Annotated in this window: 27 protein-coding genes and 2 pseudogenes; 13 read left to right on the top strand and 16 right to left on the bottom strand. The window is 69.1% G+C overall.

Going from position 1 to position 26,219, the window contains the following annotated elements; translation table 11 throughout:
* Window positions 1-220: 220 nt before the first annotated feature.
* The 6 genes from OG332_RS34500 to OG332_RS34475 all read right to left on the bottom strand — a co-directional run bounded on the left by OG332_RS34500 (window position 221) and on the right by OG332_RS34475 (window position 6,243).
* The gene (locus OG332_RS34500) at window positions 221-1,456 is read right to left on the bottom strand and encodes an MAB_1171c family putative transporter (protein ID WP_327417117.1); all 1,236 of its coding nucleotides are present in this window, start codon (window positions 1,454-1,456) and stop codon (window positions 221-223) included.
* Window positions 1,457-1,605: 149 nt separating this feature from the next.
* Entirely contained in the window at window positions 1,606-2,052 is a 447-nt protein-coding gene (locus tag OG332_RS34495; RefSeq protein ID WP_327417116.1) for a hypothetical protein, read from the bottom strand.
* A 660-nt stretch (window positions 2,053-2,712) separates the two neighbouring features.
* Window positions 2,713-3,933: a damage-control phosphatase ARMT1 family protein gene (locus OG332_RS34490; protein ID WP_327417115.1), complete on the bottom strand. Its 1,221-nt coding sequence runs from the start codon at window positions 3,931-3,933 to the stop codon at window positions 2,713-2,715.
* A gap of 162 nt (window positions 3,934-4,095) precedes the next feature.
* The gene (locus tag OG332_RS34485) at window positions 4,096-4,872 is read right to left on the bottom strand and encodes a hypothetical protein (protein WP_327417114.1); all 777 of its coding nucleotides are present in this window, start codon (window positions 4,870-4,872) and stop codon (window positions 4,096-4,098) included.
* Complete coding sequence (locus OG332_RS34480) at window positions 4,844-5,326, bottom strand: hypothetical protein (protein ID WP_327417113.1); 483 nt, start codon at window positions 5,324-5,326, stop codon at window positions 4,844-4,846. The genes OG332_RS34485 and OG332_RS34480 overlap by 29 nt, the downstream gene beginning before the upstream one ends.
* Before the next feature lie 344 nt (window positions 5,327-5,670).
* Window positions 5,671-6,243 (bottom strand): ATP-binding protein, encoded by a 573-nt coding sequence (locus OG332_RS34475; protein WP_327417112.1) that lies wholly within the window; start codon window positions 6,241-6,243, stop codon window positions 5,671-5,673.
* A 334-nt stretch (window positions 6,244-6,577) separates the two neighbouring features.
* Here OG332_RS34475 and OG332_RS34470 point away from each other — a divergent pair, with 334 nt between their 5' ends.
* A complete protein-coding gene (locus OG332_RS34470; RefSeq protein ID WP_327417111.1) occupies window positions 6,578-7,201 on the top strand; it encodes a nucleotidyltransferase domain-containing protein in 624 nt (207 codons plus the stop codon).
* Here OG332_RS34470 and OG332_RS34465 read toward each other — a convergent pair.
* Genes OG332_RS34465 through OG332_RS34455 form a run of 3 tightly spaced genes read right to left on the bottom strand, consistent with a single transcriptional unit; the run spans window position 7,188 to window position 10,147 of the window.
* Window positions 7,188-7,646 carry a PPC domain-containing DNA-binding protein gene (locus OG332_RS34465; protein WP_009311896.1) on the bottom strand — a complete coding sequence of 153 codons (459 nt, stop codon included), beginning with the start codon at window positions 7,644-7,646 and terminating at the stop codon, window positions 7,188-7,190. The two genes, OG332_RS34470 and OG332_RS34465, sit on opposite strands and share 14 nt — an antisense overlap.
* A gap of 27 nt (window positions 7,647-7,673) precedes the next feature.
* On the bottom strand, window positions 7,674-8,675 hold the full coding sequence (locus OG332_RS34460) for an asparaginase (RefSeq protein WP_327417110.1): 1,002 nt from the start codon (window positions 8,673-8,675) through the stop codon (window positions 7,674-7,676).
* Between the two features lie 59 nt (window positions 8,676-8,734).
* Window positions 8,735-10,147, bottom strand: coding sequence for a helix-turn-helix domain-containing protein (locus OG332_RS34455; protein WP_327417109.1), 1,413 nt, complete (start codon window positions 10,145-10,147; stop codon window positions 8,735-8,737).
* Window positions 10,148-10,453: 306 nt separating this feature from the next.
* Between OG332_RS34455 and OG332_RS34450 the strand changes: the two genes are divergently transcribed.
* The 12 genes from OG332_RS34450 to OG332_RS34395 all read left to right on the top strand — a co-directional run bounded on the left by OG332_RS34450 (window position 10,454) and on the right by OG332_RS34395 (window position 20,682).
* Window positions 10,454-11,215 carry a hypothetical protein gene (locus OG332_RS34450; protein ID WP_327417108.1) on the top strand — a complete coding sequence of 254 codons (762 nt, stop codon included), beginning with the start codon at window positions 10,454-10,456 and terminating at the stop codon, window positions 11,213-11,215.
* Window positions 11,212-11,898 (top strand): dTMP kinase, encoded by a 687-nt coding sequence (locus OG332_RS34445; protein ID WP_327417107.1) that lies wholly within the window; start codon window positions 11,212-11,214, stop codon window positions 11,896-11,898. Before OG332_RS34450 ends, OG332_RS34445 begins: the two co-directional genes overlap by 4 nt.
* Entirely contained in the window at window positions 11,891-12,760 is an 870-nt protein-coding gene (locus tag OG332_RS34440; protein WP_327417106.1) for an isocitrate lyase/phosphoenolpyruvate mutase family protein, read from the top strand. The genes OG332_RS34445 and OG332_RS34440 overlap by 8 nt, the downstream gene beginning before the upstream one ends.
* Window positions 12,751-13,221: an NUDIX domain-containing protein gene (locus tag OG332_RS34435; protein WP_327417105.1), complete on the top strand. Its 471-nt coding sequence runs from the start codon at window positions 12,751-12,753 to the stop codon at window positions 13,219-13,221. Before OG332_RS34440 ends, OG332_RS34435 begins: the two co-directional genes overlap by 10 nt.
* Window positions 13,222-13,226: 5 nt before the next feature.
* Window positions 13,227-13,892 carry a TylF/MycF/NovP-related O-methyltransferase gene (locus tag OG332_RS34430; RefSeq protein WP_327417104.1) on the top strand — a complete coding sequence of 222 codons (666 nt, stop codon included), beginning with the start codon at window positions 13,227-13,229 and terminating at the stop codon, window positions 13,890-13,892.
* The gene (locus OG332_RS34425) at window positions 13,889-14,812 is read left to right on the top strand and encodes an NAD(P)-dependent oxidoreductase (RefSeq protein WP_327417103.1); all 924 of its coding nucleotides are present in this window, start codon (window positions 13,889-13,891) and stop codon (window positions 14,810-14,812) included. Before OG332_RS34430 ends, OG332_RS34425 begins: the two co-directional genes overlap by 4 nt.
* Window positions 14,809-15,675 carry a hypothetical protein gene (locus OG332_RS34420; RefSeq protein WP_327417102.1) on the top strand — a complete coding sequence of 289 codons (867 nt, stop codon included), beginning with the start codon at window positions 14,809-14,811 and terminating at the stop codon, window positions 15,673-15,675. Before OG332_RS34425 ends, OG332_RS34420 begins: the two co-directional genes overlap by 4 nt.
* A 30-nt stretch (window positions 15,676-15,705) precedes the next feature.
* Entirely contained in the window at window positions 15,706-17,589 is a 1,884-nt protein-coding gene (locus OG332_RS34415) for a radical SAM protein (RefSeq protein WP_327417101.1), read from the top strand.
* Window positions 17,586-18,305 carry a 2OG-Fe(II) oxygenase gene (locus OG332_RS34410; protein ID WP_327417100.1) on the top strand — a complete coding sequence of 240 codons (720 nt, stop codon included), beginning with the start codon at window positions 17,586-17,588 and terminating at the stop codon, window positions 18,303-18,305. Before OG332_RS34415 ends, OG332_RS34410 begins: the two co-directional genes overlap by 4 nt.
* Window positions 18,306-18,397: 92 nt before the next feature.
* A complete protein-coding gene (locus tag OG332_RS34405) occupies window positions 18,398-18,559 on the top strand; it encodes a hypothetical protein (protein WP_158718651.1) in 162 nt (53 codons plus the stop codon).
* 57 nt (window positions 18,560-18,616) lie between these two features.
* Window positions 18,617-19,507 (top strand): aKG-HExxH-type peptide beta-hydroxylase, encoded by an 891-nt coding sequence (locus OG332_RS34400; protein ID WP_327417099.1) that lies wholly within the window; start codon window positions 18,617-18,619, stop codon window positions 19,505-19,507.
* A 932-nt stretch (window positions 19,508-20,439) separates the two neighbouring features.
* Window positions 20,440-20,682, top strand: coding sequence for a hypothetical protein (locus OG332_RS34395; protein ID WP_327417098.1), 243 nt, complete (start codon window positions 20,440-20,442; stop codon window positions 20,680-20,682).
* 165 nt (window positions 20,683-20,847) lie between these two features.
* Here OG332_RS34395 and OG332_RS34390 read toward each other — a convergent pair whose 3' ends face one another.
* From OG332_RS34390 to rsgA, 7 genes and pseudogenes are all read right to left on the bottom strand, one after another.
* Window positions 20,848-22,074: an IS110 family transposase gene (locus OG332_RS34390; protein WP_327419279.1), complete on the bottom strand. Its 1,227-nt coding sequence runs from the start codon at window positions 22,072-22,074 to the stop codon at window positions 20,848-20,850.
* Between the two features lie 239 nt (window positions 22,075-22,313).
* Window positions 22,314-22,681 (bottom strand): annotated as a pseudogene (locus OG332_RS34385) (hypothetical protein).
* Between the two features lie 173 nt (window positions 22,682-22,854).
* Window positions 22,855-23,040 carry a hypothetical protein gene (locus OG332_RS34380; RefSeq protein ID WP_030195696.1) on the bottom strand — a complete coding sequence of 62 codons (186 nt, stop codon included), beginning with the start codon at window positions 23,038-23,040 and terminating at the stop codon, window positions 22,855-22,857.
* Window positions 23,040-23,411, bottom strand: a complete 372-nt coding sequence (locus tag OG332_RS34375; protein ID WP_327417097.1) for a hypothetical protein — start codon at window positions 23,409-23,411, stop codon at window positions 23,040-23,042. Before OG332_RS34375 ends, OG332_RS34380 begins: the two co-directional genes overlap by 1 nt.
* Complete coding sequence (locus OG332_RS34370) at window positions 23,408-23,731, bottom strand: hypothetical protein (protein WP_327417096.1); 324 nt, start codon at window positions 23,729-23,731, stop codon at window positions 23,408-23,410. Before OG332_RS34370 ends, OG332_RS34375 begins: the two co-directional genes overlap by 4 nt.
* Window positions 23,732-23,922: 191 nt before the next feature.
* Window positions 23,923-25,518 (bottom strand): recombinase family protein, encoded by a 1,596-nt coding sequence (locus OG332_RS34365; protein ID WP_327417095.1) that lies wholly within the window; start codon window positions 25,516-25,518, stop codon window positions 23,923-23,925.
* A 76-nt stretch (window positions 25,519-25,594) separates the two neighbouring features.
* A pseudogene (rsgA, locus tag OG332_RS34360) lies at window positions 25,595-26,074 on the bottom strand (GTPase RsgA); the annotation flags it as partial.
* Window positions 26,075-26,219 lie beyond the last annotated feature (145 nt).

The following is a 26,219-nucleotide window of genomic DNA, read 5'->3' as shown; positions in this document are numbered from 1 at the left end:
CGCCCATCCAGACCGGATAGCGTCACTGCCCGGCTACGTGTGGCGACGGGAGTAGCGGTGCGTCGCAGGCCGGGGTGCACTTACGAGGCGGAACAAGACCTATCGGTCCGCATGACCACGATACCAGCCCAGTTCATGCGGCGGACGGTGCCAAATATCACTCACCAGCCCGCCATTCAAGATCGCTATGCAGAAATCAGGCTGTGACGCTAAAGGCAGACTAGCGGCCCGGTTCGGATTCCACCTCTATGGAATGCAGGAGAAGCCCCCGAGCTTGATCCGTGGTGATGTGCGAGTAGGCCGTGCTGACTCGCGCAAGCCACGCCGCTTCACTATCGGTGTCAACGAACGGCTTCTCTCTCAGAGGGGCATTGGCGTACGGGTTGGCTTGCGAGGTGTCAGCAGCCTGGAGTGCGGCCTTAATCCAGTACGCTTCCGCAGCCGGCTCAGGATCGGGGTGCGATGCGGTGATGTCCTCGGCAGCGAACATCAAGTCTCGTGGAGCGTAATAGCGAAGCTTCTCGCAAGCGTCAGCAATGTCCTGAGTCCATCGGTCCAGGCGGACATCAATGGGGACGCGTATGTGCCTGAGTTCCGCGAGACGCCGCCCTGGTGGATACAGGCTCGTCCCGGGAAACGCATCCACCAGGTCAAACCAGAGCGGGTAAGTCCTGTACAGGGTGAGCCAAGTTCTCCACCGGGCCGCCGCCGCACGGGTGGTGGGAATGCTCGCACCTACGGCAACGAACAGGAAGAGCAGGTTCATCCACATCGCTGTGGCGTCCACAAGGAGCCGGACCGTGGAGGGGCTTAGAGGGAACGCGACCGCGGCCCAAAGGATGGTGATACGCACCAACGTGTGGGCCAGCCCCATCCACATGGAAATACCCATCAAGCCCAGCCCGACACGCATGCTCGTGTTCTCGACCCGTCGCGCCGCCCTCGTCCACTGGTAGCCGCAAACTGCGGTCGTGATGAGCGGAAAGAAGTAGAACACGGTCATGTAGACCGCGACCCCCCATTGCCCAGCGTGGTCGATGAGGAAGTTCTGGCTCGGCTTGTCGCGGTCCACCACGGTGAAAAACAGGACCGTGAGCAGAATGACGCCCATCACTCCCGTCCCGTAGGACACGCGGGCGATCCAGCGGGAGACCGCTACGTGCCGGGGGACGACGGTCTCCGAGCTCCTCCCATAGCTGGTGGCGACGTAGGTGAGGGCCGCGATGATCGCCGCGGTACTGGCGAAGTGTCTGAGTAGGGCGCTCAGGTCCACTACTGGAATGCGATCCACCGCGTCCATTACTGCTGGCGTGTAGAGCCAGAGAGCTACGGCGAATCCCGCGTAACCGCCCCAGAGCGCCCGACGGTGAGCGTCGGCGTACCGAACTGCAGGGAATCGCCATACGGCGATGAGGGTCATCACGGCCGCAGTAAGGTATTTGATGTAGTCGAACACGAAACCAGTGGGTATCTGCGTCGGCTGCACGTTGCGCCGGCCCGAGAGCTCAGTCGGCCGCAGCCTTGATTGCCAATAGGTGTACTGCGCGATGTGGCGAGAGCCGCAAGGCCGAGAGCTGCGCCTCAGCGGTCGCCAGTCGATCGCGGCTAAATTCGTCGCCGCGGTGGAGCAGCGACTGGGTGAGCAAGTGAATGCTCCAGGAGGCTGACCATGTCATCTCCCGTGAAAGACTGACGGCGTGCCAGCCGCTTAATCAGCGAGGCCGAAAGCTCGGCCTGCTTTTCCTCAGTGCTGCCAAAATCTACGCGCCCTTGGATCAGGGCCGACGGGAAACGCCGCAGGACTTCCTGACGAATGCGCTCAGGGACGTATCGCTCGATCTCTGCATCCGTCAGGGAGGTGCCGTGGTTCAGCCACTCGTGCGCGAGCTCATGGAGAATGATGTGCTCGGTTTGATTGCGACTTGAACGGCGGCGATAGAGAATGATCGTGAACTCCGGCGCTTTGACCCGGAGACCGCATGCCGTACCTAGGCCACCGTCGGTGTCATCCAGCGGCACCAGCCGAATCTGGCGCCCCAGCGCGCCCTCCATATTCCGCACCAGTGCCTCGACACTAAAAGGAGCGGGTATAGGGAGATCGGCAAGCAGGCTCTCGCATTCTTTCACGAGGGCGCGCCGTGAAGGGTCCCTACGCCAACGCATCGCTGCTCCATTGAAATGCCACTGAGGTGTTCACTGCCAGCCCGCGAGGCGCTAGTAGCCGGGAGCTTGTCGTTGAGGTGCGCGGTGGTCGGCCGACACACGCTGTCTCCGCCTAATCGTACAAGGAGGAAAGTGCGATCCACGCAGGACGAGCTGTTGTGAAGGTCACCCAAGCACGACGGGCTCGCAATCTGGATCCCAAGATCGAAATTGTGCGACTGCACGGTAATTGAATTTTGAATGCTTCCGAGGTGAGGCCGGTCCGCCGCCCAGCTTTTCGAGTCGCCTCCAGCAAATGGGGCTGGAGACGAGGGAGATGAAGACGTTGTGGAGTTCGGTGCGGCGTCCCCAGCGGACAGCGAGGCGTTTGAACGGGTGGAGCAGCGTTGGCTTGACGCCGCAACGGTCCTCGCCCGGCCCCTCGATGTTCGGGGCGCCCCTGCGGGAGATGTCCGGAAGGATCCGGCGCCTGCGCAGTCCGCGGCGGTTGGGGTTGGAGTCCGTATCCCTTGTCGCCGAGCGATACGGACTCGGCCCGCGCTCTCAGGTCTACGGGCGCACTTGGATCAGCGCGTGAGTACCGCTCGTACGCCAAACAGCCCCGGACCGTTCGAGGGCGTCCAGCGTTCCCTGCTTGAGGCCGACGACAACATCGGACTTCAGGGTCCGGAGCGCCGCGACGGGCCCGGGGAAGTAGGCTGTGCGCTCGGCGAACGGCACGGTCGGGTGCCACAGCCGGTCGCCCACCAGTCGGCGGTAGTTGAGATCACCCTTCAGGATCGTGAGCGTAGTACCCGCGAACTCTTTCCGCAGATTCTCGGGCATCTCCTCGTACGGCAGCGGAGCGCAGAAGAACGGGTGGGTGCGAACCTCCAGGCTTCCCACGGCCATGGCCTTCCAGAGTCGGCCGCCGATCCGGCCTGCTTCGCCGGGTGCCTCGGTGAGGCGGCGCAGGCAGTCGACCACGTCCGCGGTCATCGCGTCGGAGACGTAGTACGGGTAGGGCTTGACGTGAAGTACGACCCGCTCGGCGTGCCCGTGTTCGAGGAGGTGGTCGATGAGGACGAGGTCGGGAATCAACTCTCGTCCCGCGTTGTCGGCCACCACGGCTACGGCGGCCGACGTGCCGGCGGGCAGGAGCTCCCACAGTGTGGCGCTGTCGTCGGCAACCAGGGCCGAGACTGCGGCGTCACCCACTGCCGACTCCCCCGCCGAGACCCGGAAGCCGAGGTCTGCGCGGTTGCCCCAGAGCGAGGCGTGAAGGAGGGCCGTGGCCCGCTCCTCACCCGCGGCGCTCGCGAGCGCGTCGAGGGCTCGCAGCTCCTCGTCCACCGCGTCGCCTCGCAGTTCGGCCTGCTTGAACGGCGCGAAGGGATCGACTCCCTGCCACGGACCAGCACCGAAGTACCCGACCGCGCCCAGGAGCCTGCGATAGAAGTAGCTCTCCGCCCACAGAAACGGGGCGTCGTACCAGGAGCGCCCGAAGTGCTCCTGCCCCCAGGCTGCCCAGCGCTCGTGGTCGTGGTCTGCGGGGGCGAGTGGTTGGACGACACCGTTGGCGATCTCGTCCAGCAGGGCGTCGAGCACCTCGTGCTGCCGGAGGCCGTAGGGGAAGGCGTCTCGTACCTGCTGGATGAGGGCAGGGTGGCGCTTGGCCAGCACACTCCAGGCGAACGAGCCGGGCTCGTTGCCCAGGACGACCGGCGCACCAACTGGGCCGACGTGCGGAACACCTTCGTCGCCCGAGGCGCGGGAAGTCTTCTCTGTCATGGTGCCGAGGCCCTTCGCACGTCGCTCACGTGGCCATGATCCCCGAGGGCATGCCCGCTGTCAGTCCAGCCCGCCGATGGCACCGCCACACCGGGCACGCGGAGCATCTGTGGGCCGAAGTTCTGGTGTGCTGTCAAGCTGTCGGAGCCACTCGTTCGCCCCTCACCACGTTCTGCCGTACTGGCTCCTCCACTCGGAGAGCGAGGTGAGCGCTTTCTGCGCGCGGGAGAGCTGCCCACCGAAGGCGCCGGCGCGCAGGAGCGGCCAGGTGTCGATGAGTTCCGCCTCGATGACGGCGGCGAGGCCGTTCCCCTCGTAGCCCCAGGTGGCGTCGAGGAAGAACTCGCCCGCCCAAGGGTTGGCGAAGGCGGGCTTCGCGGTGTCCATGGCGATCATGGAGGCCAGGAACTCGAACCGGGCGCATGCTTCGCGGTAGGCGACATCGCTGGGCTCGACGAGCCGGAAGGGCTCGCGCAGCGTGTCCTTCACCCAGTTGCTCTGGGGGTAGAGGAACTTGTTTCCGTTCTCGGCATGGTGCATGTCGTGCAGTCCGTCGGTGTTGAGGATCCGGACAGGGTTGAGGCACCAGGCCGGTCCGCGGCGGGGGTGCCCAGAGTGGGGGACGGTCCACTCCGGGCGGTAGAGGGCAGTGGCCAGCAGTCCCTCGCGGCGGCCGAGGACGGAGGCGACGCCGATCGTCCAGGTGGCCAGGAGCGCCGGGAGGTGGCGCAACTCCTCCAGGTACGAGCTGGATGTGCCCGGCGTGGTGTCGCGCAGGCGGACCAGGCGTTCGACGGCGCGCTGCCATACGTGGTCGTGGGTGCCGTCGTCGTGGAAGACCCCGTTGGCCAGCAGGTGCAGCAGGATGTCGCTGTCGGCCCGATAGCCGCGGACGTTGGAGCCGAAGGTGTCAGCCCACGCGGTGGACGGGACGTACACCGGCTTGTGCTCGGGCGTGCTGCGGTCGGCGATCTGTGTGACAGCCTGGTCGACGAGGTCGAACAGCTCGATGCGGCGCAGGGGGGTCGGGCAGGGCTCGCTTTAGCTGCACGACGGCGACGTCCCGGGTGATGGGGGTGGCGGTCAGGCGGTCGAGGGCTTCGACACGGCGCACGAGGTCGGTGAATGGCTCGTCCGCGCTCCTGCCATCGATCACCACCGCGTCGTGCTGGGCGGTGAGGGCCCGGGCGGCGTCGCTGAACCGGCCGTACTGCGACCAGAACAAGGGGTACCGGCGTGACCGGGTTCCCTCGACGGCCCGGACGAGAGCCCTGTCCCAGTCGGCGGACCAGCCGCACACGATCAGCCCGTACTCGTCCAGCACCCGCTCCAGGAGCTCCTGGAGCTCCTCCGGGTAGGTCTCCAACTCGTCGACGGTGTTGCGCTGCTCCAAGGCCGACCGCGGCGCATCGGGCCATCGCCCACGTAACCATGGCCTCGGCCCGGGCGTCGGGGTTGTCGGGGTCGCGGACGGCGGCGACCTTCCCAACGATGTCCTGCACGACCCCCCAGCCGGTCTTCACTCCCGAGGCGATCGAGATGCCGGCCCCCAGCAGCAGCGCGTATACGCCCGGGCTCGAGTGCACGTTCAGCGCCATGGCCATCGGAGGCTCGATGAGACCCCCGGCCGGGATGGCGACCGGGCCGGTCGCGTCGTCGCTTGCCACGTATGCCTCCTTATGCCGATGACTCGCCCGGCGAGCGAAAGCTCATCAGCTCCGGCAGCAGGATACCGGACTAATCGTCACTATGACGAGAAAGGGGATCCTCCTTCGACGACGTGGTGGACCCGCGTTTCGTCGAAGTGCTGGAACGGGATGCCCGAGTGCCGTCAGTGTCAATCCCGTCGGACGGGACCGGCGACGCCGGGGCCAGCACGATCCAGGCGGCCTTCGCGCCACGTTCAGTGACGCGGAACCCCCACTGCCCCTGGGCCAGCTCGTTCACGATGCGCAGGCCCCGTCCACGCTCGACGAGCAACCCGCCCACTTCCTCGGCCAGTTCGGCCCCCGACGACGACGTGGCACCCCGATAGAGGCCCGGGGGGAGCAGAGGGTCCCCGTCGTGGATCTCGCAGACGTATCTCCCGGCGGCCGAGCAGACGTGTACCTCGTACGGGCCACACGCGTGCTCGTGCGCGTTCGCCACGAGCTCCGAGACGGCCAGGACTCCGTCACTGATGACGTCCCCGGACAGGCCCAGGTCCTTGAGAACACGTCGCAGAACCGCGCGGGCTTCGCCGGTCGGGTTGAGGGTGTGGTCGGTCCAGTGGTACACGAGGCCGAGAGCGACGTACGGCGCGCTGATCATCGGGCGACGGACCTCCTGTGGGTGATAGCGATGGCCTTCTCCCGGGGCTGCGACGTGGTCGCGGAAGTACGGCAGCCATGCCGCTGATAGGCGCACAGCCGCAGGAAGCACTGGCTTCGGGCGCGCGGTCCCGGGAGGATCGTGGCTCAAGCACCAGCCACAAGGCCGGTCGCGAGTCACGCGCTCAACGATGGCTGCCGGTGCCCCTGATGCTCATGGGCGTTTATGAGCGCAGGGTGCGAGCGGGCGACAGGGCGCTCCAGCGAGACTGCCGACCCGCCGACCCGCCGCCGGCCTTCACCTCCGCCCGTCTGGTCACTGGGAGTATGAGCGGGTGAACGCTGACGTGTTGGGACGCTGGGTGCCGGATCGTCCCGAGGATGTAGCCACGGTCTTCGCCAAGGCGGACTTCCCGTGGTGGATCGCCGGTGGCTACGCGATCGAACTCGCGGTCGGCCGCGAGCTGCGCGCCCACGGCGATCTCGATGTTCTCGTCCTCCGGCGCGACCAGGCCCTGGTACGTGGCCTGCTGGCCGACTGGGACCTGTACGTGGCGGACCCGCCCGGCCAGGGGGAGCTTCGACCGTGGCGTCCTGGAGAGGTCCTTCAGCCGCCGCTCCACGACGTCTGGTGCCGCCGCACGCCCAAGGCGCCCTGGTCGGTGCAGCTCATGCTGGACGAGGCCGAGGGCACCCAGTGGGTCTCGCGGCGTGACCCGGCGATCCGGCTCCCGATCGACCAGCTCGGGCGCACCAGCGAGACGGGCATCCCGTATCTCGCGCCCGAGGTGCAGCTCTTCTACAAGGCGAAAGCGACCCGGGACAAGGACGAGACCGACTTCGAAGCGGTGCTGCCGCTGCTCGACACTCCGGTACGCGCCTGGCTGGCGGACGCGATCAAGGTGATCGCGCCCACCCACCACTGGCTCCGGCGGCTCCTGCCGGTCAGCCGAACGTGAGCAGTGGCACGTCGTAGAGGTCGGGGTTACGGGGTCGGGTCATCGTGGGCGACGTGACCTCCACGATCAGCAGCTCGCTGAGGAACTGGACCTTGGCGCTAAGAAGGTGGCTCGTCCTGCCGTCGGCCGACTGGGCCTTCAGGCCGGCGGAGACGTGGATGTGCGGAAGTATCCCGCCGGTGGCCGGGTCATGGGCGAGCGTGCCCGCGCCGAACGCCTCAACGTTGGTGACGTACGTCTTCGCCCAGACCGGTGCGTCCGGGTCGGCGAGCTTCTCGCAGGCACCCACGATCTCGGCCTCCGCGAAGGCCCCGATGAACGAGGGGATGTAGCCCTGCCGTACGCCGTTGTCCCGGCAGAAGGTGGACAGCGCCTCGAAGAAGTCCTCCCCGTGGTCGAAGGTGACGCCGAAGGTACGGCCAACGGTCAGCTCGTGAGCACGCATGTGCGGGTGTCTCCTGAAGAGGTGGGGTCAGCGGGCGAAGGCGGCGGTGAAGGTCTCTCGGACCGCGGCCCCGTCGGCGCCCTGGGCGAGCAGGGCCTGCAGCAGGAGCCGGGCCTGATACGGGCCGAGGTCGCCGGCGCCGATGAGTCCTCGTCCGAGGAGGTCCTTCTCGGAGCCGGGGAAGCCGTACGTGTCGGACAGGACGGGGCCGTTACCGATGCGGGAGGCGAGGACCACGGGGATGCGGGACGCGAGCTTGGTGAGCCCTTCCACGAGACGCTCCGGGACGTGGCCCACGCCGAAGGCCGCGACCACGAGCCCGTCGCAGTTGCCGTCCCACAGGTCGAGCAGTGCACCGTCGTCGCCAAGGGTGACGACGTAGAGCCCGACACGCGCCTCCCGGTCGGGGGCGCCGACCAGCGGTCCGCGGGGCGGTAGGCCGCCCGCCATCCGCACCCGGTTCTCCGCGACCCGCGCGATCGGTCCGCACGACGGGGAGGTGAAGGCGGCTGGGCTGGTGGTGTGAGACTTGCGGACGGTCCGAGCCGAGTGGATCTCGTCGCCGAGGACGACGAGGCAGCCGGCACCCTTGAGTCCAGGGTCAGCGGCGGCCAGGACAGCGGCATAGAGGTTGGCCGGGCCATCGGCTCCGGGCAGGGTGGGGTTGCGCATCGCGCCGGTGACGACGACCGGCTGCTCCTGGCCGTGGTAGAGGTCGAGGAGGAAGGCGGTCTCCTCGATGGTGTCGGTGCCCTGGGTGATGACGACGCCGTCAACGTCCCCGGTCTCCAGATCCGCCGCGATCGCGGCCGACAGCGCGGTGAGGTCCTCGAAGGTCAGGGAGGCTCCGGGCAGGCGCCGGAAATCCCGCACCTTGAGGCCGATGCCGCTCGTGGCCAGGGCGGGAACAGCGGCGAGGAGTTCGTGGGCCGAGAGCGCGGGTACGACGCCTCCGGTGGTGGGATCGGTGGTCATGGCGATCGTGCCGCCGAGGGAGAAGACCGCCACGTTCCTGACCGACTCCGTCATTTCCCCTGCTCCCCTGTCCGGACGCCGCCGAGCGCGGCCTCGCGAGTGGTTCAGGCAGGCTATCGGGTCGGCGCCGTCCGGGTACGCGGAATGATCACCAGCTGTTCGGCCACGAACCGGCAGGCGGCTTCCAGCCCTTCGAGGCCGAGCAACCGGCTGCGCGGCCGGGCCAGCCGCTCGGTGCCGACGGCCGACAACTGTGCGCACCTGCGACCGAGCCAGGACGCATCGAGGTTGAGGTACTCCGCCGTTGCCGCGAGGCGTTGTCCGGCCTTCTCGGCCGCCGTGGCCGAGTGGTGGCTGACGTGGCCCGTCACCTCGGCGAACGTCCGCAGGGCTCCCGGCCGCGCGGTGACCGCGAGATGGGACGCCCCCTCGGTCCGTACCCATGAGGCGATGACGGCTCGGCGCCCGTGGGAGAGGGCGAAACCGTCGGTGTGCGCGAAGCCTCCGTCGTCCGTCACCCAGGTTCGGATACCGAAGGACTCCATGAGCGCGATGGCGAGGAACATCAGAACGCGCTCGTACGCCGGCGAGGAGGCGACCGCCGTCTCGGGGATGCAGAACCCCCGGCCGCTGGTACCGCCTGGATTCCGGGGCGCCATTCGTTCGAGGTAGCGGTACTTGTGCCGGAAGAACAGCCAGGTGGCGGCCTCCTCACCGCGCTGTTCCCTGGTCCAGAAGACCGGTGCGTCGCCCAGGTGGTCACGGTGGCCCAGGATGTACCGGGCTGCGGTCTCCGAGCCGATCAGCATCGTGGACACTTCGGTCAGGCCGTGGTCGGAGGCAAGCGGCGAGCCTGGGGAAGTGGTGAGCGAAGCCAACGAGGTGTGCAGGGCCTGGTCGTCGCCGAGCAGCGCCGCCTCGAATCCCGACACTGCCCACAAGATGCCGTAAGTCAGGTCGTCCAGTTCGTACGCGGCCGGGATGTCGACCGGTTCGGAGGCGGTGCCGCGTACGCCGCTCGGCCTGGCGTCGGTGACGAACTGCCGGACCGCCCCGTCCACCGTGCGGTTCGCGACGACGAGCGCGCGCATCGGCATGGTGCGCCAGGCGTCCAGCTCCGGGCGGGAGTCGAGTCTCAAGCTGTCCCCGAGGAAGGAGGCCGCTGAGAGGCTCAGCACGGGCAGCGCCGTCGTCGAGACGGACCGGCCGGCGGGTAACAGCAGCTGGCCTGGGCCTTCGGGCAGCGCCACGTACCCACGCGCTGCGGTGTCCGCCGTTCCTGGTCGGCTCGTGGCGTCCGGGGTGTGCGGATCGGCCGTGGGGAGGAGCCCGAGCAGCTCTTCCGGAACTCCCAATGCATCGGTCCACTGGACGAACTGCCGTCGGTCGCGGATCTGTTTGAGCCCACGCTCGAGTCTGCTGACCTCGGCTTGGTCGATGCTGACCATCCGCGCCACGCCGGCCTGGGAGAGGCCCGTGTGCTTCCTGAACAGCGCGACGACGGTGCCGAGTTCCCATGCGGCCACGGCTCGCCGGACCGTCGGATCACGCCAGAAGGCCGGGTCGGCCCGCCGGGCCGCCGGCCCGTCCTGGCACGAGGCGCATCGTGTACCGGCGTTGAAGCGACTGAGAAGGGCACCGCAGCGCGTGCACCGCCGCTGTCCGCTGTCGACCATGGTCGGCATTCTCCCTCGCTGTGCGACCACCCGGACACGTTCCGCTGGTGGCGCTCATAAACACTCATGAGCGTTGGCCTTCGTGGCGGCCATCGTGGTGGAGCACCACCGACCGGAGCCGCGTGCCGCGACTCCCCGGACGTGAGGATCCGACCTGTGACCTCCTTGACCCTGCCGCCCCGGCCACCCGGTTCGCCACCACTGGCCCATGCCTGGCAGACGCTGGCGGACGGGCTGCTGACCCAGCGGCTCCATCTCCATCTCGACGAATGGCGGGCTGCCGTCGCCGAGAAGAAGGCGCTGCCCGACGTGCCGGGCGCCGATGTCTCCGTGCTGGCCCAGCGCCCGTCCCTGCTGGCGGCAGGCGACGAGTCCGCGATGGCGTTGTTGGAGGACGCCGGGCTCGGCTTCTGGTGGCAGCTGCCCCGGCAGCACGGAGCGGAGTCGCGGAACCAACGCGGGGCACTTCACCACGCCGCCGACACCGCTGCCCAGAGCATCCTCGCAGAGCAGTCCGGGGCGGCATGGTCCAATGCCGTGACCTCCGCCAGCGCCGCCGCCGCGTGGTGGGTGGGCTTCTTCGCGGTGATCCGCCACCGCGGGGTGCACCACATCACGCTGGAGCCGCACCCGGGCCCGCTCCACGAGCAGGCACTGGGCACCGCGGTGAGCGTCGTGGCCCACGGCATGGCCACGCGGGTGCTGGAGGCGGCGCTGCGTGACTCCGACGATGACCCGGCTCTCCGCGCCGCGTACTGCCGGACCATCGAGGCCGGCATCTGCGCCGAGCCCGAGCTGCCCCGCCTGATCGACGAGTTGGCGGAGCTCCGTCTGGTGGACCTGGTGTCCACCACGGCCCGCTGGCGGGGCCGCTTCACCAAGTACGCAGGCGGCACGGGGGCGGGGCAGGTCGAATGAACCACCGCTATCCGTTCATCGTCATCGAGGGACTCGACGGCACCGGCAAGACGACGCTGCGCAAGGGGCTGTTCCGGCTCTGGGAGGGGCTCTACGGAGTCACCCCGCTGTGCGTGCTCACCACCAACTTCCTCGCCGCCGACCAGGCCGCCGCCATCGTCACCGGCAAGTACCAGCCGAACGCAGGGAACCGTAACTCCTACCTGTCCGCGATCGCGGCGGACAAGCGGGCCACGCTGGATCGTCTCGTGCTCCCCCAGCGGCCGGCCCGACCGGTGATCGCGGATCGCTGGCTTCTCAGCGAGCTGGCCTTCTTCGCCGTGAAGCACGGTATGAGGGCGTCGGAGACGTACGAGACGCTGGCCGCGAGGCTCACCGTGGCCCCGGATCTCACGCTCGTCCTGGACCTGGAGACCGACGCCTCGATGAGCCGGGCGCAGGCCCGCCAGGGAGATGCCGTCCGGGCCGACTGGGACGTGCACGACGTCCAGAGCCGGGTTCGCGAGACCTACGAGGCCGTGGTCTCGAAGCCCGACGAGTTCCCGCTCCTCGGCGACGTGGTCCGCCTGGACGCCCGCCGACCCCGGTCCGAGGTGCTGCTCGCCGCCTGGGACGTACTGCGTGAACGGCAGCTGGCGCCGCCGGTCGCCGCCCGCACGAAAGGAGGAGAGACCCATGGCTGACGGCACGAAGGCGATGCATCTGCGCAGGGCCCTCGCCGACAGCGAGCGAAAGCACCCGCTCCTGGCGATCGGTGCGGTGAACGCACTCGCCGCACACGTCGCAGCGGAGGCGGGCTTCGACGCCCTGTGGGTAAGCGGCCTGGAGGTGTCCGCGGCCTCCGGGCTGCCGGACGCCAACGTCCTGGGCCCCCGGGACCTGTCCGACGTGGTCGCCTCGCTCGGCCGTGTCACCGAACTGCCCGTCGTCGTGGACATCGACAACGCGGGCGGCTCGGGGCGCACGGCGGAGCGGTTCGCGTACGACCTGATGCGCGCCGGAGCCGCGGCGGTGTGTGTCGAGGACAGCGCGTACCCGAAGTGCAACAGCTTCGCGGCCCACCGGGCCCAGAACCTCGCCGACCGGGACCTGCTGTGCGAGCAGGTGGGGCGCATACGGAAGGTTGCCGGTGACGGCCTCGTGGTCGTGGCCCGCACCGAGGCCCTGATCGCGGGTGAGGACATGGCCACGGCGATCGCCCGTGCCGAGGCTTACGCCGAGGCCGGAGCGGATGCGGTACTCATCCACTCCAAGGACGCGACCGGTGAGCAGGCGCGGGCCATCGGGCGAGCGTGGAGTCACGGCGTGCCGCTGGTCAGCGTGCCCACGGCGTTCCCCGACCTGAGCGCCGCCGAACTCGGCGAGGCCGGCTTCCACCTGTGCATCTACGCGAACCAGCTCAGCCGTGCCGCCCTCGCGGGTATGCGCGCCGCCGCCCGTCAGTTCCGGCGGGGAGGGAGTTTCCGCTCCACCGTCGCTGGGTCTCTGGCGGAGGTGGGCGACCTGATGCGCGTCGGCGAGCCGGAGGCGCTGTCGTGCCTCTGACGCCCGAGCTGCCTCGGATCAGCGTGTCCGTGAAGGCAGCGATCGTGCGCGACGGCGCCGTCCTGCTGCTGTCGTACGACGACGAGGCCGGGTTCCACTACAACCTTCCCGGCGGCAAGGCCCAGGTCGGCGAGGACCTGCGCCAAGCCGTGAACCGCAAGGTCGCGCAGGAAACCGGCCTGCAGGTCGTGGCCCGGCGTCTGTTGTGCGTCGTCGAGTACGTCCCCGAGTCGTGGCAGGGCGAGTTCGGGGACGTACAGAAGGTCCAGTTCAACTTCCTCGCGGAGCAGGTGGACGACGCGGAGCCGCGCATGCCGGAACCGCCGGACCCCATCCAGGTGGGCTTCGAGTGGGTTCCGCTGAAACGTCTTGGCGACGTGTACCTGTTACCCCGGATCAACCGCCCGCTGTCGGCGGCGTTGAGCGGGGAGCTCGTCGACCCGTTCGTGGACAGGTGGTGACCTTCATGGATCCGACGTTGAAGGATCTGCGGGAGTGGCTGCTGCGGGAGCACGCCGGGACGGTCTGTGCCGACCGGCTCAGCGTGATCGCCGACGAGCTCGCCGACCTGACTGCCCGCGGTCTGCAAGGTGCTGTGGTGGAACTCGGTTGCTACAGAGGCGCGATGGCCCTCTGGATCCGTGGCGTGCTCGAATCGCTGGGCGACCACGACCGCGAGATCCACGTCTACGACTCCTTCCAGGGCATGCCCGCACCCGGCGCCGAGGACTCGGACCATCTGGCGGCGGGCGAGCTCCGGTCGTCCCTGGACGACGTGCGCGCCACGCACACGACCTGGGGCAGGCCGGCACCGGTCATCCATCCGGGGTGGTTCGCCGAGACCCTTCCCAAGGAGCTTCCCGATGACATCGCGTTCGCCTACCTGGACGGCGACTTCTACGACTCGACCCTCACGGGCCTCACGCACTGCGTCACCCGCCTGGTGCCGACCGGCGTGCTGCTCGTCGACGACTACGCGGACACGACGGTCAACCCGCGGGCCTGGGACGGGCTCCCGGGGGTGAAGCGCGCCTGCGACGTGTACTTCGGCGCGCCTTCGCCCGTGACCGTCGTCGTCGGCGAGGGCGATCTCGCCTTCGGCCGGTACGAGAAGCCGGAGTTCCCCGGATGAGCGCTGTCCTGGTGCTACGTGGTGCGGCGGACGCGAGTGCGATCCGCCGCGCCCTGCCCGATGTCCTCGTACACGAGTTGCCGAACCTGGTCTCGCCTATGCCCGCCGACACGGCCGTGCTCGTCCTGCGCTCCGGCGTCCGTCTCGGCGAGCGGGAGCTCGACGCGCTCCCCTGCCTGCGGCACGTCGTACGGACCGGCTCCGGCATCGACCACATCGACGTGAACGCCCTCCGGCACCGTGGCATCACTCTGCACCGCAACGCCGAGGCCGGCGCGGGCGCCGTGGGCGAATGGGTCCTCGCCGCCGCCCTCGCACTGGCCCGGCGGATCCCCTTGGGGCAGCACGCGCTGCTGCTCGGCCAGCACGAGAAGCAGGCGTGCATGGGGGCGTCACTCGGCACCCTGGCCGCAGGCATCTGGGGCGCGGGTCCGGTCGGGCTAGCCGCCGAATGGGCCCTCGCCCCCTACGTGGGCCGCACGGCCTTCGCCGCGTGGCCGTCGAACTCTCCCGGTCTGCGAGAGCTGTCGCCGACAGCCCTCATGGAGCAGTCGCAGGTACACGTGATCGCTCTGCCGCTGCGTCCCACGACCGAACAGCTCATCGGCGAGGACTTCCTCGCACACGTCGCACCGCAGCGGCCTCTGCTGATCTGCGCAGGGCGGCTGGAGACCCTCGACGTCGCCGCCTGCCTGCGGGCGCTGGCGGACGGGAGGCTCTCGGGCCTCGCACTCGACCCGGTCGAGCGGGAGCACCTGCCGCTCCTCACCGGCTCCACGACGCCGCTCAACCTCCTGGCCTCGCCCCACATCGGCGCCCAGCGCTCCGACGTGCGCGGCGCTCTCGACCGATGGGCCGTCGATCTCCTCAAGGAGATCACCGCTGACAACACGATCCTGATCGAAGGAGGCCACCGGTGAACCCATCGGCACGACTGCGCCGGGAGATCGCCGACAGAGTCGCCCAGGCGCTGCTCACGTCCGGCGAGGCCCGCGAGGTCTGGCTGGAGGGAGCCCTCGCCTGCGGCCTCGCCCACGCAGCGAGCGACATCGACCTGCGTGGCATCGTGGACGGCGACCTTCCGGCGTGGAAGTCGCGCATCGTGGACGGCGTCCGTGTCGACCTCCAGGCGACTGCGCCCCAATGGGCCGAGGAACTCCGTCACCTGCTCCGCTCCTTCGACGTGCGCCGCGACGACCTCGGATCGTTCCGTCGGGTACGCGCCTCGATGCACGACCTCATGTGTCTGCGTACCGCCCTCTCATACGGCTCCGGGGGCTGGGATCCGGTGCTCGACCCCGGGGAGCGCCAGGGCTACCGACGCTGGGCGGTCGCCGACCAGGCCGAGGTCGCTGCGAGTCTCGCGGAGGACCTGACCGGCCTCGTCGAGGACGGCCTGGCCGAATCGGCCGGCGTCGTGTGCCGGAAGCTGGAGACCTGCCTCACCGCGCTCGGCTGCGCGGCGGCCGGCCACCCGGTCCTCGGCGACAAGTGGCTGCCGCTGCTAGCCGACGCGCAGCCCCGCCCGTCGATCGACCCGGCTCGCGCAGAGACGTGGGAGTGGTTCCGTCCGGTTCAGCGAGGCGTGACGAGAGCGCTTCTGGACTGCTGGCCCGTCGACGACCCGCTGCAGAAGCCTCCCAATCTGGGTGCCCCTGACACCGGCTGGCTGCCCCAGCGGTACGCCGACGGGTGGTTCCTTCGCCGTGGCGACGTCCACATCCCCATCACCGGCGGACAGCTTCTCGGGTGGCTGTCCACGGTCTCCACCGATGGCGCGTAGACCGCGCCTCTCCTCCTCCGGAGTCCTCTGATGCCCGTCACCCGCACCGCCTCCATCGACCTGGAGAGTCTCTACGCCCCGCTGTCGAGTACCGGGCCGGACACGGCCGTCTCCGTCATCCTCAAGCTCCGCGGGGAGACCTGCGACATCGACTGCCTGTACTGCTTCGAGAAGCGCAAGGAGTCACCGGGCGGCGCCCGGATCAGCGCAGCACAGGTCCACCGCCTCGGTTCGATCTTCTCCGGGCGTCCGCTCAGCGTCGAACTCCACGGCGGGGAGCCCCTGACCGCCGGCCGGGAACGGATCGCGGAGATCCTGGACGCGCTCGCCGCACAGCCGAACGTCATCCGCGTGAGCCTCCAGACCAACGGCCTGCAACTCGACGACGCCTGGCTGGACCTGTTCGAGCGGCACTGCCCCCAGCTGGAGATCGGCCTCTCCCTCGACGGGGACGCGCTCGGGAACTCGTGGCGCGTCGGTTACGACGGCCGCCCCACGTACCCCCGAGTGGTCGAAGCCCTGGAACTTCTCGGCCGTCGGAAACGCGACATCGGCGTCATCAGCGCCGTCACTCCGTACGTCCTCGGCCGGGCCTCGGAAGTGATGAAGCACCTCGCCTCCTTTCCCACCGTGAAGACGGTCAGCCTGGTGCCGTGCTTCGACGCGGCGGTCACCCGGTCGACCACGGTGGCCGGATCCCGTACGCCGACCAGCCGGGCACTCCAGCGACGGGCCATCGGCCCCACCGGCCCGGCCTGGGCCGTCACGCCGGGTCAGTACGCCGACTTCGTGCTGGAGGCCGCCCACCACTGGGTCGCTGACGGCCTGTTCCGCCGCGTCAAGCTGGAGCCCGTCGTCTCCGTCATCCGCCGCCTGAGGGGTCTACAAACCCGTTCCTGTCACTTCTCCGACTTGAAGTGCGACCACGTCCTCACCCTTTATCCCGATGACCGCCTGGGAAGCTGTGACGAGCTGCCCTGGCCGCAGGCCGGCCTGGCCGCGCTCGGTGACGTACACGCTGAGGCGGACGTGGCCGGCGCCCAGGGCAGCTCTCCCCTGCTCCGGCAGGCACGCTCCCTGGTCACGAAGTGCACGACCTGCGACTACCGCGACACCTGCGGCGCGGGCTGCCCGGCGGTCCGCCTCCGCTTCGCCGCCGCGGGCGACGAAGACGCGTACTGCGACCACCGCATGCGCCTGATCGACGGCGTCGCCGCCCTGCTCGCCCAGCCGGATCTCCCGCCCGGTGCCTCCTGTTCCCGGCTGCACTGGCGTCCCGTCCGCCCCAACGACATGCACCACGTCGTGGCGTTCCTGGCCCGCTGGGATGACCCTGCCGCACCGCGCCCGCCAGCACGCCTCCAGGTAAGCGCCCACGGCAACATCAACACGGTCGGCCTCCCCGGCATTCACGAGGCGGACGATCTCGACCCGCGACACCCCCAGTGGTACGAGGGCATCGAGCCCGGCGTCCGCCCGGTCGTCGACGCGCTCACCGCGGGCTGGAACACCGTCACCTATGACAGCTGCCAGGGCCATGCCTACGCCGACCTCCCCGGAGCCGAGCCCCGATTCCTCTCGGTCGGCATCCTGCCGCGCGACCGCGCCGAGTACGCGCGAATAGCCGCGCGCCTGTGCCGTGCCGCCAGCCGAGCCGAGTCCTCCCTGCCCGGAGCGTGTTCGCTGGTCCTCGGCCGCAACGAGCTGACGTGCCGCACCACCGGCCGGGTGTACCCGACGCTCGACCTCCATCTCGTACCCTCTGCCGGCGCAGCGCCTGCCGAGTACTTCGAGGACCTCACCGAGGCCGTGCACGTACTCACGGAGGCCTTGGCCCAAGCCGCCTCTGCCCCGCCGTCCACGCTCTGCGCCTGCGCGACCGAAGCCCACTCCAGCGATGGAGGCGAGCAGTGATCCACATCGCCGAGACGCTGTCCATCCGGACCGTGGAGAGCTTCCTCGAACCGAACGAGATCGAGCGCCTCAACGACGTCATGGACGACGCGCTCGGCCCCTTCGGGCGCGACCGGTACGGCGCGGGTCGCCATACGACCATCCACGAGATCCCCGGTCACTCCCCCGCCGAGGCGCAGGACGTCTACGAGCCAGTCGGTCGGATCGAGATGACCGACATCCCGTACGAGGCGACCGCCCTCCTCGACCAGGCCCTCAAGCTCCACATGGCCGCCATCACGCGCACCCTGCCGTCGGTCACCGGCCACCGGCCGTGGATCTACCTCGAGTACGGCGCCGGCCAGTACATCACCCCGCATGCGGACGGCATCGCCCCCGATCCCCTCGCCCGTCCCCGCCAGATCGCCGCCGCGACGGTCACGCTCACGGACACCCAGGACACAGGCGGGGCGTTCTACGTGGAGACCACGGGCAGCGACGCCGCCTGGACCGCCGACGAGGCGCCGACCGGGTCGGGTTACGCCCCGGGGATGCGCTTCGCGCACGACGGAACGGACATGTCCTCTCCCTGGTTTCGTAGCATGCCGCGCACGCGATGGAGCGTCGCCCCCTCTCCCGGCACTCTCGTGGTCTTCGGCAGCCAGCTCGTCCACGGCACCGAACCGGTCCGCGCCGGCCGCGTTCGTAAGTTCCTGACGCTCTTCGTCTCCGAGTAAGGAGCCATGCATCCGTGACCGGCCCCCGTGGCCCGCCCGCACCAGCCCTTCGCCCCGACCCACCGCCCCGACCCGAGGAGAGAGAGCGAGCAGTGGCAGACGACAAGACGTTCGACGAGTTCCTGGAGGCAGTCGCGTCCCTACGTGACAGCGACCCCGTGCGCACCACCGCGCACACCTCCAACGCGGCCACCGAGACCTGGCTGGCCACCACGGTGCAGCCTGACGCCGCTGAGCCCACCACCGAGTCCTGACCCGCCACGGGGCCGGGCCCGTCCCGGTCCGGCCCCGTCCCACTCCCGGAGCCCCAGATGAGCGCTCTCTCCCCGGAAGCCCTGGTCGCCCTCGGTGGCATCGCCGACCACCAGCGCCAACGGACCAGCCGTATCGCCTCCGTACTCGGCAACCGCCTCGGCTCGTCCGCGCTCGACTACGCCTTCGCCCACCACCTGCTCGAAGGCGCCGAACACGCGGCGCGCGCCCGGGACGCGGACCGCCTCGCCTGGCACCGCCGTACGACGGTGCGAGACCTCACCCACCTGTCGGCCGGCCCGCACATCGTGCTCAGCCCGCGCCCCGCGGACCTGCTCCGCTCGGAGATCTCCGAAACCGCGTACTACCTGGTAGGCCCCGACACCAACCCTGCCCCACCCGAGGCCCATGACCTCGTTCGTGCCGCCCTCGCCTCCGCGACCGAGCACGGCTTCGGCACCCTGCTCACCCGGCACGCCCCCGTCATCTGCCTGCTCACCCGTCGCCGACTCGACGAGACCCTCCACAGCTGGGCCCTCACCCGCCTCCCGGGCACCGTCTTCACCGACTACACCACCCACCCCGAGATCCTGGCCCGCGACCTGATCCACGAGGCCGCCCACAACTGGCTCAACGACGCCCTGACCGCGCACGACGTCAGCCTCCCCGCCGACGTCACCTTCTTCTCTCCCTGGCGAGGAACCCCTCGTCCGGTATACGGCTTCCTGCATGCCTGCTGGGCCTTCTCCCTCTCAGTGCTGTACGCGCGGCGGGCCCGCTGCGGCGCCACGGGTGCTGTGGCTTCCTTCCTTAACGCCCACCTGCGCCAGCAAGAGAGCCAGTTCGCCTCGGCATTCGATTCGCTGGCTGAGGCACTCTCATACGTCCCCGCTGACGCGCTCCGTGATCGCGTCAGCCGCGCCGTCAACGAAGCCGTACTACCGGGGTAGCACCGGCGGGCTGACCACAGCTCGACGGTGTCCCGGCGGGCCACCCGACCCCTACGTGGCCGGTTCACCGAGTCCATCCGCACCGTGGCCATCGCCATCGCGCTTTCACGAGTTCTGCCGACCTCGCCGCCGAGTAGATCGGCCGGCACCACAGATGAGCGACGCTCTCGCGCGGGCGTTGACTGCGTGCTGCCTCCCCCAGTGGCCGCCACGCGCCTGATGGCGGCCAGCGGTAGGGGCAGTGACGACAGCACCAGGGGTCGGGATGAGTGCGGCGCGGATGGTGGCGTCCACAGCCCAAGATCATGTCGCGTGGGCCCAACTTCACAACTGGAACGATCCGTTGATTCGTTGCATCCCGCGTCCTAGGGTGCCTATGGGCCTGCACCCCGGTGGATTAATCCGGGCAGTCGGGCATCTGTGGGATCCGTCGGCGAGTTCGAGGGAGAGTGCATGGGACGCACCCCGGAGGTACTGAGAGGCGTTGCCCCCAGCGCCTTCCCTGAGGAGAAGCAGCGCCGCACCTCGACGGGTGGTCCGGTCTGCCCGGCCTGTCACGGCCCTATCCGTGAGGGTGAGAGCACCGAGCGCGGCGGTAACACCAACGCGCTCTTCCATCTGCGGTGCCGGCTCCTCGCCCGGGGCGGTGGTGCCGTCCCCTCGGCGAGCCGTCGTACGACGAAGCGGCAGGCGGAACGTGCAAAGGAGCGTCGTGCGGCACGCAGAGCTGAGCGGGAAGAGCGCTCCGACGCTGCGGCACAGGAGACCATGCGGTCCCACAAACCGTCCACGTGGAGGCTGGGCAAGTCGCCTGGGGATTTCGCCTAACGCGCCGGTGTTGCATCTGCTCCGCTTCTGGCCCAGTTCCTGCGACGTGGCCATGCCCGGATAGTGGAGGACGGGGCTCAGATCCCACCGATAGGGTCCGGCACATGGCTGAGGATGAGGCGCCCCTGAGGCGCGTTCCGGACGACGAGAAGGCGGAGTTGCGGGCGCGGTTCGAAGCGCTGCGGGAACGCCGGCGGCAAGCTCTGCGGGAAAGCCTGCACCCCAAGGAACGGCCGTCGCCTTCCTCCAGGCCGTACGTCAACGCGGCCGGAGACCTCATCGAGCCAGGCGACTTCGACGCGTTCGAGGGACACGACCCGGACGAGGACCCGGAGCTGTGGGGCTGATCGAAGCCTGAGGGCCCCGCACTAGATGATCAATTCCAGGGGATGCCTGCGGAGGGTGTGGGGTGGGCGGCGGCCGAAGCCACCGCGAGACGGTCAGGCGGCAGGATGTCGGCCCTGGTTGACGAGGTGGCAGCGGGCAGGTCAGACACCCCATGTCGTTTGGTGTCAAGCGGCATGGGGGTGGGTGTGGTGGGACCAAGCGGTCGCTTCGTCGTAGCGGGTGCGGGTTTTGAGGCAGCCGTGGAGGATGCCGACGAGCCGGTTCCCGAGCTGGCGGAGGGCGGGGTTGTAGCCGGCCTCACGGGCGCGTTGCTTGTCGTAGTAGCCGCGGGCGCCGGGTGAGGACCGCAGAGCGGAGAACGCCTGGGTCTGAAGCGCGTCGGCGAGCCGGTTGTTGCGGACGTAGCGGGCCTGGACGGTGTGGCTCTTGCCGGAGGCCCTGGTGATGGGGCTCGTGCCGGCGTAGTTCTTGCGGGCCTTCGCGGACGTGTATCGGGTGGGGTCGTCTCCGAACTCGGCGAGCACCCGGGCGCCGACGATCTCACCGATGCCGGGCATCGAGAGGTAGATCTCAGCGTCCGGGTGCGCCAGAAAATGTGCCCTCACCTGCTCTTCCATCACGGCGATCTGCTCGTTCAACGCGATGATCAGACGGGCGTGAGCGGTGGCGGCGGCCGCGTAGGCGGCGGTGACCGGCTCGGGCAGGCCGAGCTGCCGCTCACGCAGCGCGCTCTGGACGGTGGCCGCTTTCGCGTCCCGGTTGTGGCGGCGGTGGCGGGTCAGGACGGCGGTGATCTGGGTGCGGGTCAGCTTCGCCGCCGTGGCCGGGGTGGGTGCCTTGATCAGCAGTTCCAGCGCGTCGGTGCTGGTCAGGGTCAGGTCCGAGTAGGCGTTCAGGGCGGCGGGGAAGTACTCGCGCAGTGTGGTGCGCAGCCGCTGGAAGGTGCGGGTGCGTTCCCAGATGAGGGTCTGGTGGGCGCGGGCGACGACCTTGACGGCCTGGGCCGCCTCGCTGTCGCCGGCCACCGGCCGCAGCTGGGCCCGGTCGATGCGGACCATGTCGGCGAGCGCGTGCGCGTCGCCCTTGTCGCTCTTGGCTCCGGAGGAGCCATACCGTTCCTTGAAGCGGTTGACCTGCCGGGGGTTGACCGCGAACACCTGGTAGCCGGAGGCGATCAGGGCCTGCACCCAAGAGCCGCGGTCGGTCTCGATTGCGACCACGACGCCGGCCGGGTCCAGGTCCTCACCGCCGTGGCGGGCGACGAGTTCGTGCAGTTTCGCGATGCCCGCCACTCCTTCGGGCAGGTTCGCGGCGGCCAGTTTCCGGCCGGTCTCGTCCTGGACCTCGACATCATGGTGGTCCTCGGCCCAGTCATCACCGATCAGCAGCAACAGACCCTCCCCGGTCACGTACTTCACCCAGCGGTGCAGCCTGCGGAAGGCACGGCACGCGGCCTAATGGATCCAGTGCTCACGCCCCGTGGGGCGGGCACGCCACCCCATCAGCGGTCTGGCCTCCCGGCCGACCAGCAAGGGCACGGTCTGACCTCAGAGCTCGAAGGCTCCGGCGTCGAAAGTGCTCACCAGCTGGCGGCTACGGAACCGAGCATTCCCCGGTTCCGTAGCTCCCATTAGGCGTCAGGGTCGACTTCGGGGTGCGTGAACGGGTGTAGGCGATTTCGGCTCGGGTGCTGTCTCCGATGTAGTCGCCGACTACGAGCGCCTCATCAGCGAGCCGGATCTTCGCCCGGTGCAGATCGTCGAGTCGAACCTTCAGCGCCTCGGCCTCGACGGGATCGGACCAGAGTTCGTGCGGCGACTTCATGTCGAAACCCGGTTTGACGACAATCTTTCCGGCTTTGGTCTCCCGCAGATCGGCCTCGGTCATCTCGGTTATGAAGCGGGTGGAGCCGCAGATCACGACGATACGAGGGAGGCTCAACAGCCTCTTCGCGTCGGCGAGTCTCTCCTCGGGGGTGAGCGGTTGCGGGTACGGCACTGGTTCCTCCTGGTCGTTTGGTCCAAGGGGTGCCTGCGGAGACGAGCCCGTCGCCGGTCGGCAGGGACAGGCCGGCTCCAGGCTCGATGTGGCCAGGTTCAGGCCGCGAGCATGGCGGAGCGGCCGTTGGGCAGCCCGTTGGTCGCGTCCGCTGCAACAGCCAGCTGCGGTGCTCAGATTGGCCGGGCGGTGAACGGCACAAGTTCACCCGAGCGCGTGATGGGTGCGGTGATGTGCTGGCCGCAGGCGACGTAGGGCTCGACGTCGCGCTCGGGGGTGACCTCCCAGCGGAGGGTGGCGCCGCAGGTGCGGTTCGCATCCACGGGGATGGGGCAGGTGTCGGTGTTCGGGTCGGTCATCACACCTCCTCGGTCTTCTGGCCGGGGCTGAACGCGGCTGCGATGAGTTCGAGCGTTACCTGCGCCTTCGTGATGTGCGCGTCTGTCGGTTCTTCGACGTCAGCAGCGCGGAGGTTCTCGATCACCATCTTCACCATCGGGTTGGTGCACAGGACGACGCGCCGGTCCTGGCTGGTGGGGATGGTCGGCGGGAAGTGCAGGATGCCCGCGCGGGCGAGTTCGGTCTCGATGGTGCGGGCGACCGTGCTGCCGGTGCGGCCGGCTCCGAGAATGTCCCGCAGTCGGCGGACGTCGACCTGGAGGACTCCGTTCTTCTCCTCGATCGCGGCGACCAGGGAGGCGTAGACGGACGTGGTGGTTGGGCTAGTCACGGTCGCACGCCCTCCTTTGTGCGGAGCTGGTTTTCGGGGTGGACGAAGGGAAGTCCGTCTGCGGTATAGACAGTCTCGGTGAACGTCTGGAAGCCGAGGTTGTCGAACGCCTTCATGGCGCGCGGGGAGTCGACGTTCCCGAGGTCGTCGTTGCCGATGACGGTCCGCAGCAGGTCCTTCGGCGCCCAGAGCACGGAGCCGATGAGGACGCCGTGGCGTCGGGGACGAACGTTCGGGCGAGCGTCGGCGGCGACCAGAAGGACACTCTCCTGGGTGATGGTCACCTTCTCGCCGTTGATGGTGAGGGTGTGCGTGGTCAATGCGCGTTCCTTCCGAGACGACGAGGGCCCGGCCACCGAAAGGCGGCCGAGGCCGATCGTAGGACAACCTGCTGGAGTGTCAGGCCGTGAGCGCGGCTTGGGGGGCGGCGGTAAAGATCTCGTCCACCCGAACGATGGGGACTGTGTCGAGGACTTTTCCCTGTTCCGGGATCACAGCATCGCGAAATACGTCAGGCGACCCACTCGGGAACGACCCGGCCGAGAATCGGGGTGCGGTCCCCAGGGAACCGTGCGGGAACGATCGTCAACGACTTCAGGACGCAGCCCAGGAGCATCCGCCGGTCCGCGAGCGTCGACTCCGCCCACGCGTCCGCTAGGGCCTCGCCGTCCGCGAAGAAGACAGAGAGGTCGGCTTCCCGTGCGAGCTCGGCCGCTTCGAGGTCGAGCGACTCGATCACCGCCGACTGCTCGGCTGCCAACGTCTTGAACCGGTCTTCGGACAGCGTGCCTTCCACGTAGAAGTCGTGTTCCAGTTTGTCGCGGCGTGTCCTCGCCGCGTCGAGGCCGGCCATGACCTCCTTGCGGCGCTGTTCCTTCTCCACGTCGTGGAAGACCGCCCAACGTCGGACGATAGCGTCGAGGCCCGGGGATCCGTGTTCGAGAGCCGAGACGTGGCTAAGCCACATCGCCTCGACCGCCGCGTCCATACGCGGCGCGCGGACCACCACACCGGGGCAGGCGTCCTTGCCGTACGCCGATCGGGTGCGGCACCGGTACATGAGGCTGCGGGCGCTGCCGCTGCCACTGCCGGTCATGCCCTTCCCGCAGTACGGGCAGGAGAAGATGCCTCCGAGAAAGGTGGTGTGCGGGCGTTTCCCGCGTGATCCCCCACCCATCTTGGTGACGCGCGCTTCGATCAGCACAAGGATCCGGAGCCGCTCCCCCGGGCTGACGACACCGGTCCCGATCACCACCGGGTTGCCTTCGGCGTCCCGCACGGGCTCGGCCGAGGGCACCCAGACGTCGAGGGGCTGGCCGTGCTCGTCGAACCGCCTCTCCTTGGTCGGCAGCAGGCCAGACCATGCCGTCGAGCGCACCATGCGCGTGATCGCGCGGGCGTCCCATCGGGCACCGTCGCGCGTCCGGATGCCGTCCCGTTCCAGGTCGTGGGCCACGCGCATCGCGGACTTCCCGGCCAGCAGCTCGTCCGCGATGCGACGGGCGTGCGGGTACTCGGCGGGGTCCGGTTCGATGTGTCCCGATCCCCTGGGGGAGCGGACGCCGTACGGGGTGCGACCGCCCGGCCACCGGCCGGCGGTGCGTGCCGCGTTCTTTCCGGTCGTCACCCGGAGGGTGAGGTCCTTGATCTCCTCGCGAGCGCGTTCGGCCAGGATCGCGAAGACGATGCGGGTGCCCGGCTGGCTGGAGTCCAGGCGTTCCTGGAGTACGAAGAGCCGAGCCTGCCGGCGGTCGAACTCGTCCAGGGCCGTTCCTATGGCAGCCATGCCCCGTCGGTCGAAGCGGTCCGTCTTCCAGACGGCGAGCGTCTTGATCTCGCCGTCCATGACGGCGGCCATCGCGCCTTCGAGCTTCTCGCGCCGCACGTGCTGCTTGGAAGCGCTTCGCTGTTCCAGCCAGACCTTGCGGACGGTGAGCCCCTGCCTGTGCATCTCATGGCGCAGGTCGCGCGCGTGCTGCTTGAGGGTCTCGACCGTCTCCCTCTTCTTGCTGCGGCGCAGGTAGAGGTCGACCAGTTCCTCCGGGGTCTTCCCCGCCAGTTCCTCGGGAGAACCGTCCCGGAACTCCTCTGCCGTCTTCTTCGCCATAATGCCCTCCTACCTCACAGATCCGGCCGCTCCAAACGGCATCTGTGCAGGTGAGGGCTGGTGTGTACTACTCGGCGCTCTCCCAGGCCAGGGCCAGGAAGCGCTCGATGCGCCCCAGGTCCAGTTCGACGGCGAGGGAGACGGCGATGATCGCGTGGTCGACGTTGGCGGCGAGGATCTGCCCCTCGGACCGCTGCGAGGAGGTGGAGCGTACGAAGGCGGTCCGGCGCGGCAGGTACGCCTTCACGTAGCGCGGGTGGCCCGCCGCCTCGACGGCGGCCCAGTCACCGGTGCAGATGACCCGCATCGGGTCGTGCGGGGTGACGAAGGCGGTGTCGGCGCGGACGATGCCCTCCGCGGTCATGACGTCGCACTGACCGCGGTCGACCCGTACGACCCGTCCGGCCACGAGGCCCTGTTCGGCGTAGGGGGTGAACTCGGCCGCCCACGCGTCGTCCCAGCCGAAGGGGGTGAGGGCGTCCGCGAGCGAGGACTGCGCAGAAGCGGAGGGCGAAGAGGTGGAGAGAGAAGAAGTGGAGAAGGACGAGAGAGACAAGGGGAACCCTTCACAGGGTGGCCCCGGCCGCGTGCGCTCGCTCGATGGCGGCGCGCGAAGAGGTGTGAGGTCAGCCGGAGACCACAGAAGTGACATTGATGGTCTTCTGAGTGCGGGCAGCGCCCTGCGCAACGACAGTCATCAA

Source organism: Streptomyces sp. NBC_01233, assembly GCF_035989305.1.
GTDB lineage: Bacteria > Actinomycetota > Actinomycetes > Streptomycetales > Streptomycetaceae > Streptomyces.
The sequence above is the reverse complement of the archived record's forward strand: the minus strand, read 5'-3'. Positions and strand labels throughout refer to the sequence as shown.

Coding starts and splice junctions, on each gene's coding strand:
- OG332_RS34495 (WP_327417116.1), bottom strand. CDS start 2,052: ATGGAGGGCGCGCTGGGGCGCCAGATTCGGCTGGTGCCGCTGGATGAC.
- OG332_RS34490 (WP_327417115.1), bottom strand. CDS start 3,933: ATGACAGAGAAGACTTCCCGCGCCTCGGGCGACGAAGGTGTTCCGCAC.
- OG332_RS34475 (WP_327417112.1), bottom strand. CDS start 6,243: ATGATCAGCGCGCCGTACGTCGCTCTCGGCCTCGTGTACCACTGGACC.
- OG332_RS34465 (WP_009311896.1), bottom strand. CDS start 7,646: ATGCGTGCTCACGAGCTGACCGTTGGCCGTACCTTCGGCGTCACCTTC.
- OG332_RS34460 (WP_327417110.1), bottom strand. CDS start 8,675: ATGACGGAGTCGGTCAGGAACGTGGCGGTCTTCTCCCTCGGCGGCACG.
- OG332_RS34445 (WP_327417107.1), top strand. CDS start 11,212: ATGAACCACCGCTATCCGTTCATCGTCATCGAGGGACTCGACGGCACC.
- OG332_RS34440 (WP_327417106.1), top strand. CDS start 11,891: ATGGCTGACGGCACGAAGGCGATGCATCTGCGCAGGGCCCTCGCCGAC.
- OG332_RS34430 (WP_327417104.1), top strand. CDS start 13,227: ATGGATCCGACGTTGAAGGATCTGCGGGAGTGGCTGCTGCGGGAGCAC.
- OG332_RS34425 (WP_327417103.1), top strand. CDS start 13,889: ATGAGCGCTGTCCTGGTGCTACGTGGTGCGGCGGACGCGAGTGCGATC.
- OG332_RS34415 (WP_327417101.1), top strand. CDS start 15,706: ATGCCCGTCACCCGCACCGCCTCCATCGACCTGGAGAGTCTCTACGCC.
- OG332_RS34400 (WP_327417099.1), top strand. CDS start 18,617: ATGAGCGCTCTCTCCCCGGAAGCCCTGGTCGCCCTCGGTGGCATCGCC.
- OG332_RS34395 (WP_327417098.1), top strand. CDS start 20,440: ATGGCTGAGGATGAGGCGCCCCTGAGGCGCGTTCCGGACGACGAGAAG.
- OG332_RS34380 (WP_030195696.1), bottom strand. CDS start 23,040: ATGACCGACCCGAACACCGACACCTGCCCCATCCCCGTGGATGCGAAC.
- OG332_RS34365 (WP_327417095.1), bottom strand. CDS start 25,518: ATGGCGAAGAAGACGGCAGAGGAGTTCCGGGACGGTTCTCCCGAGGAA.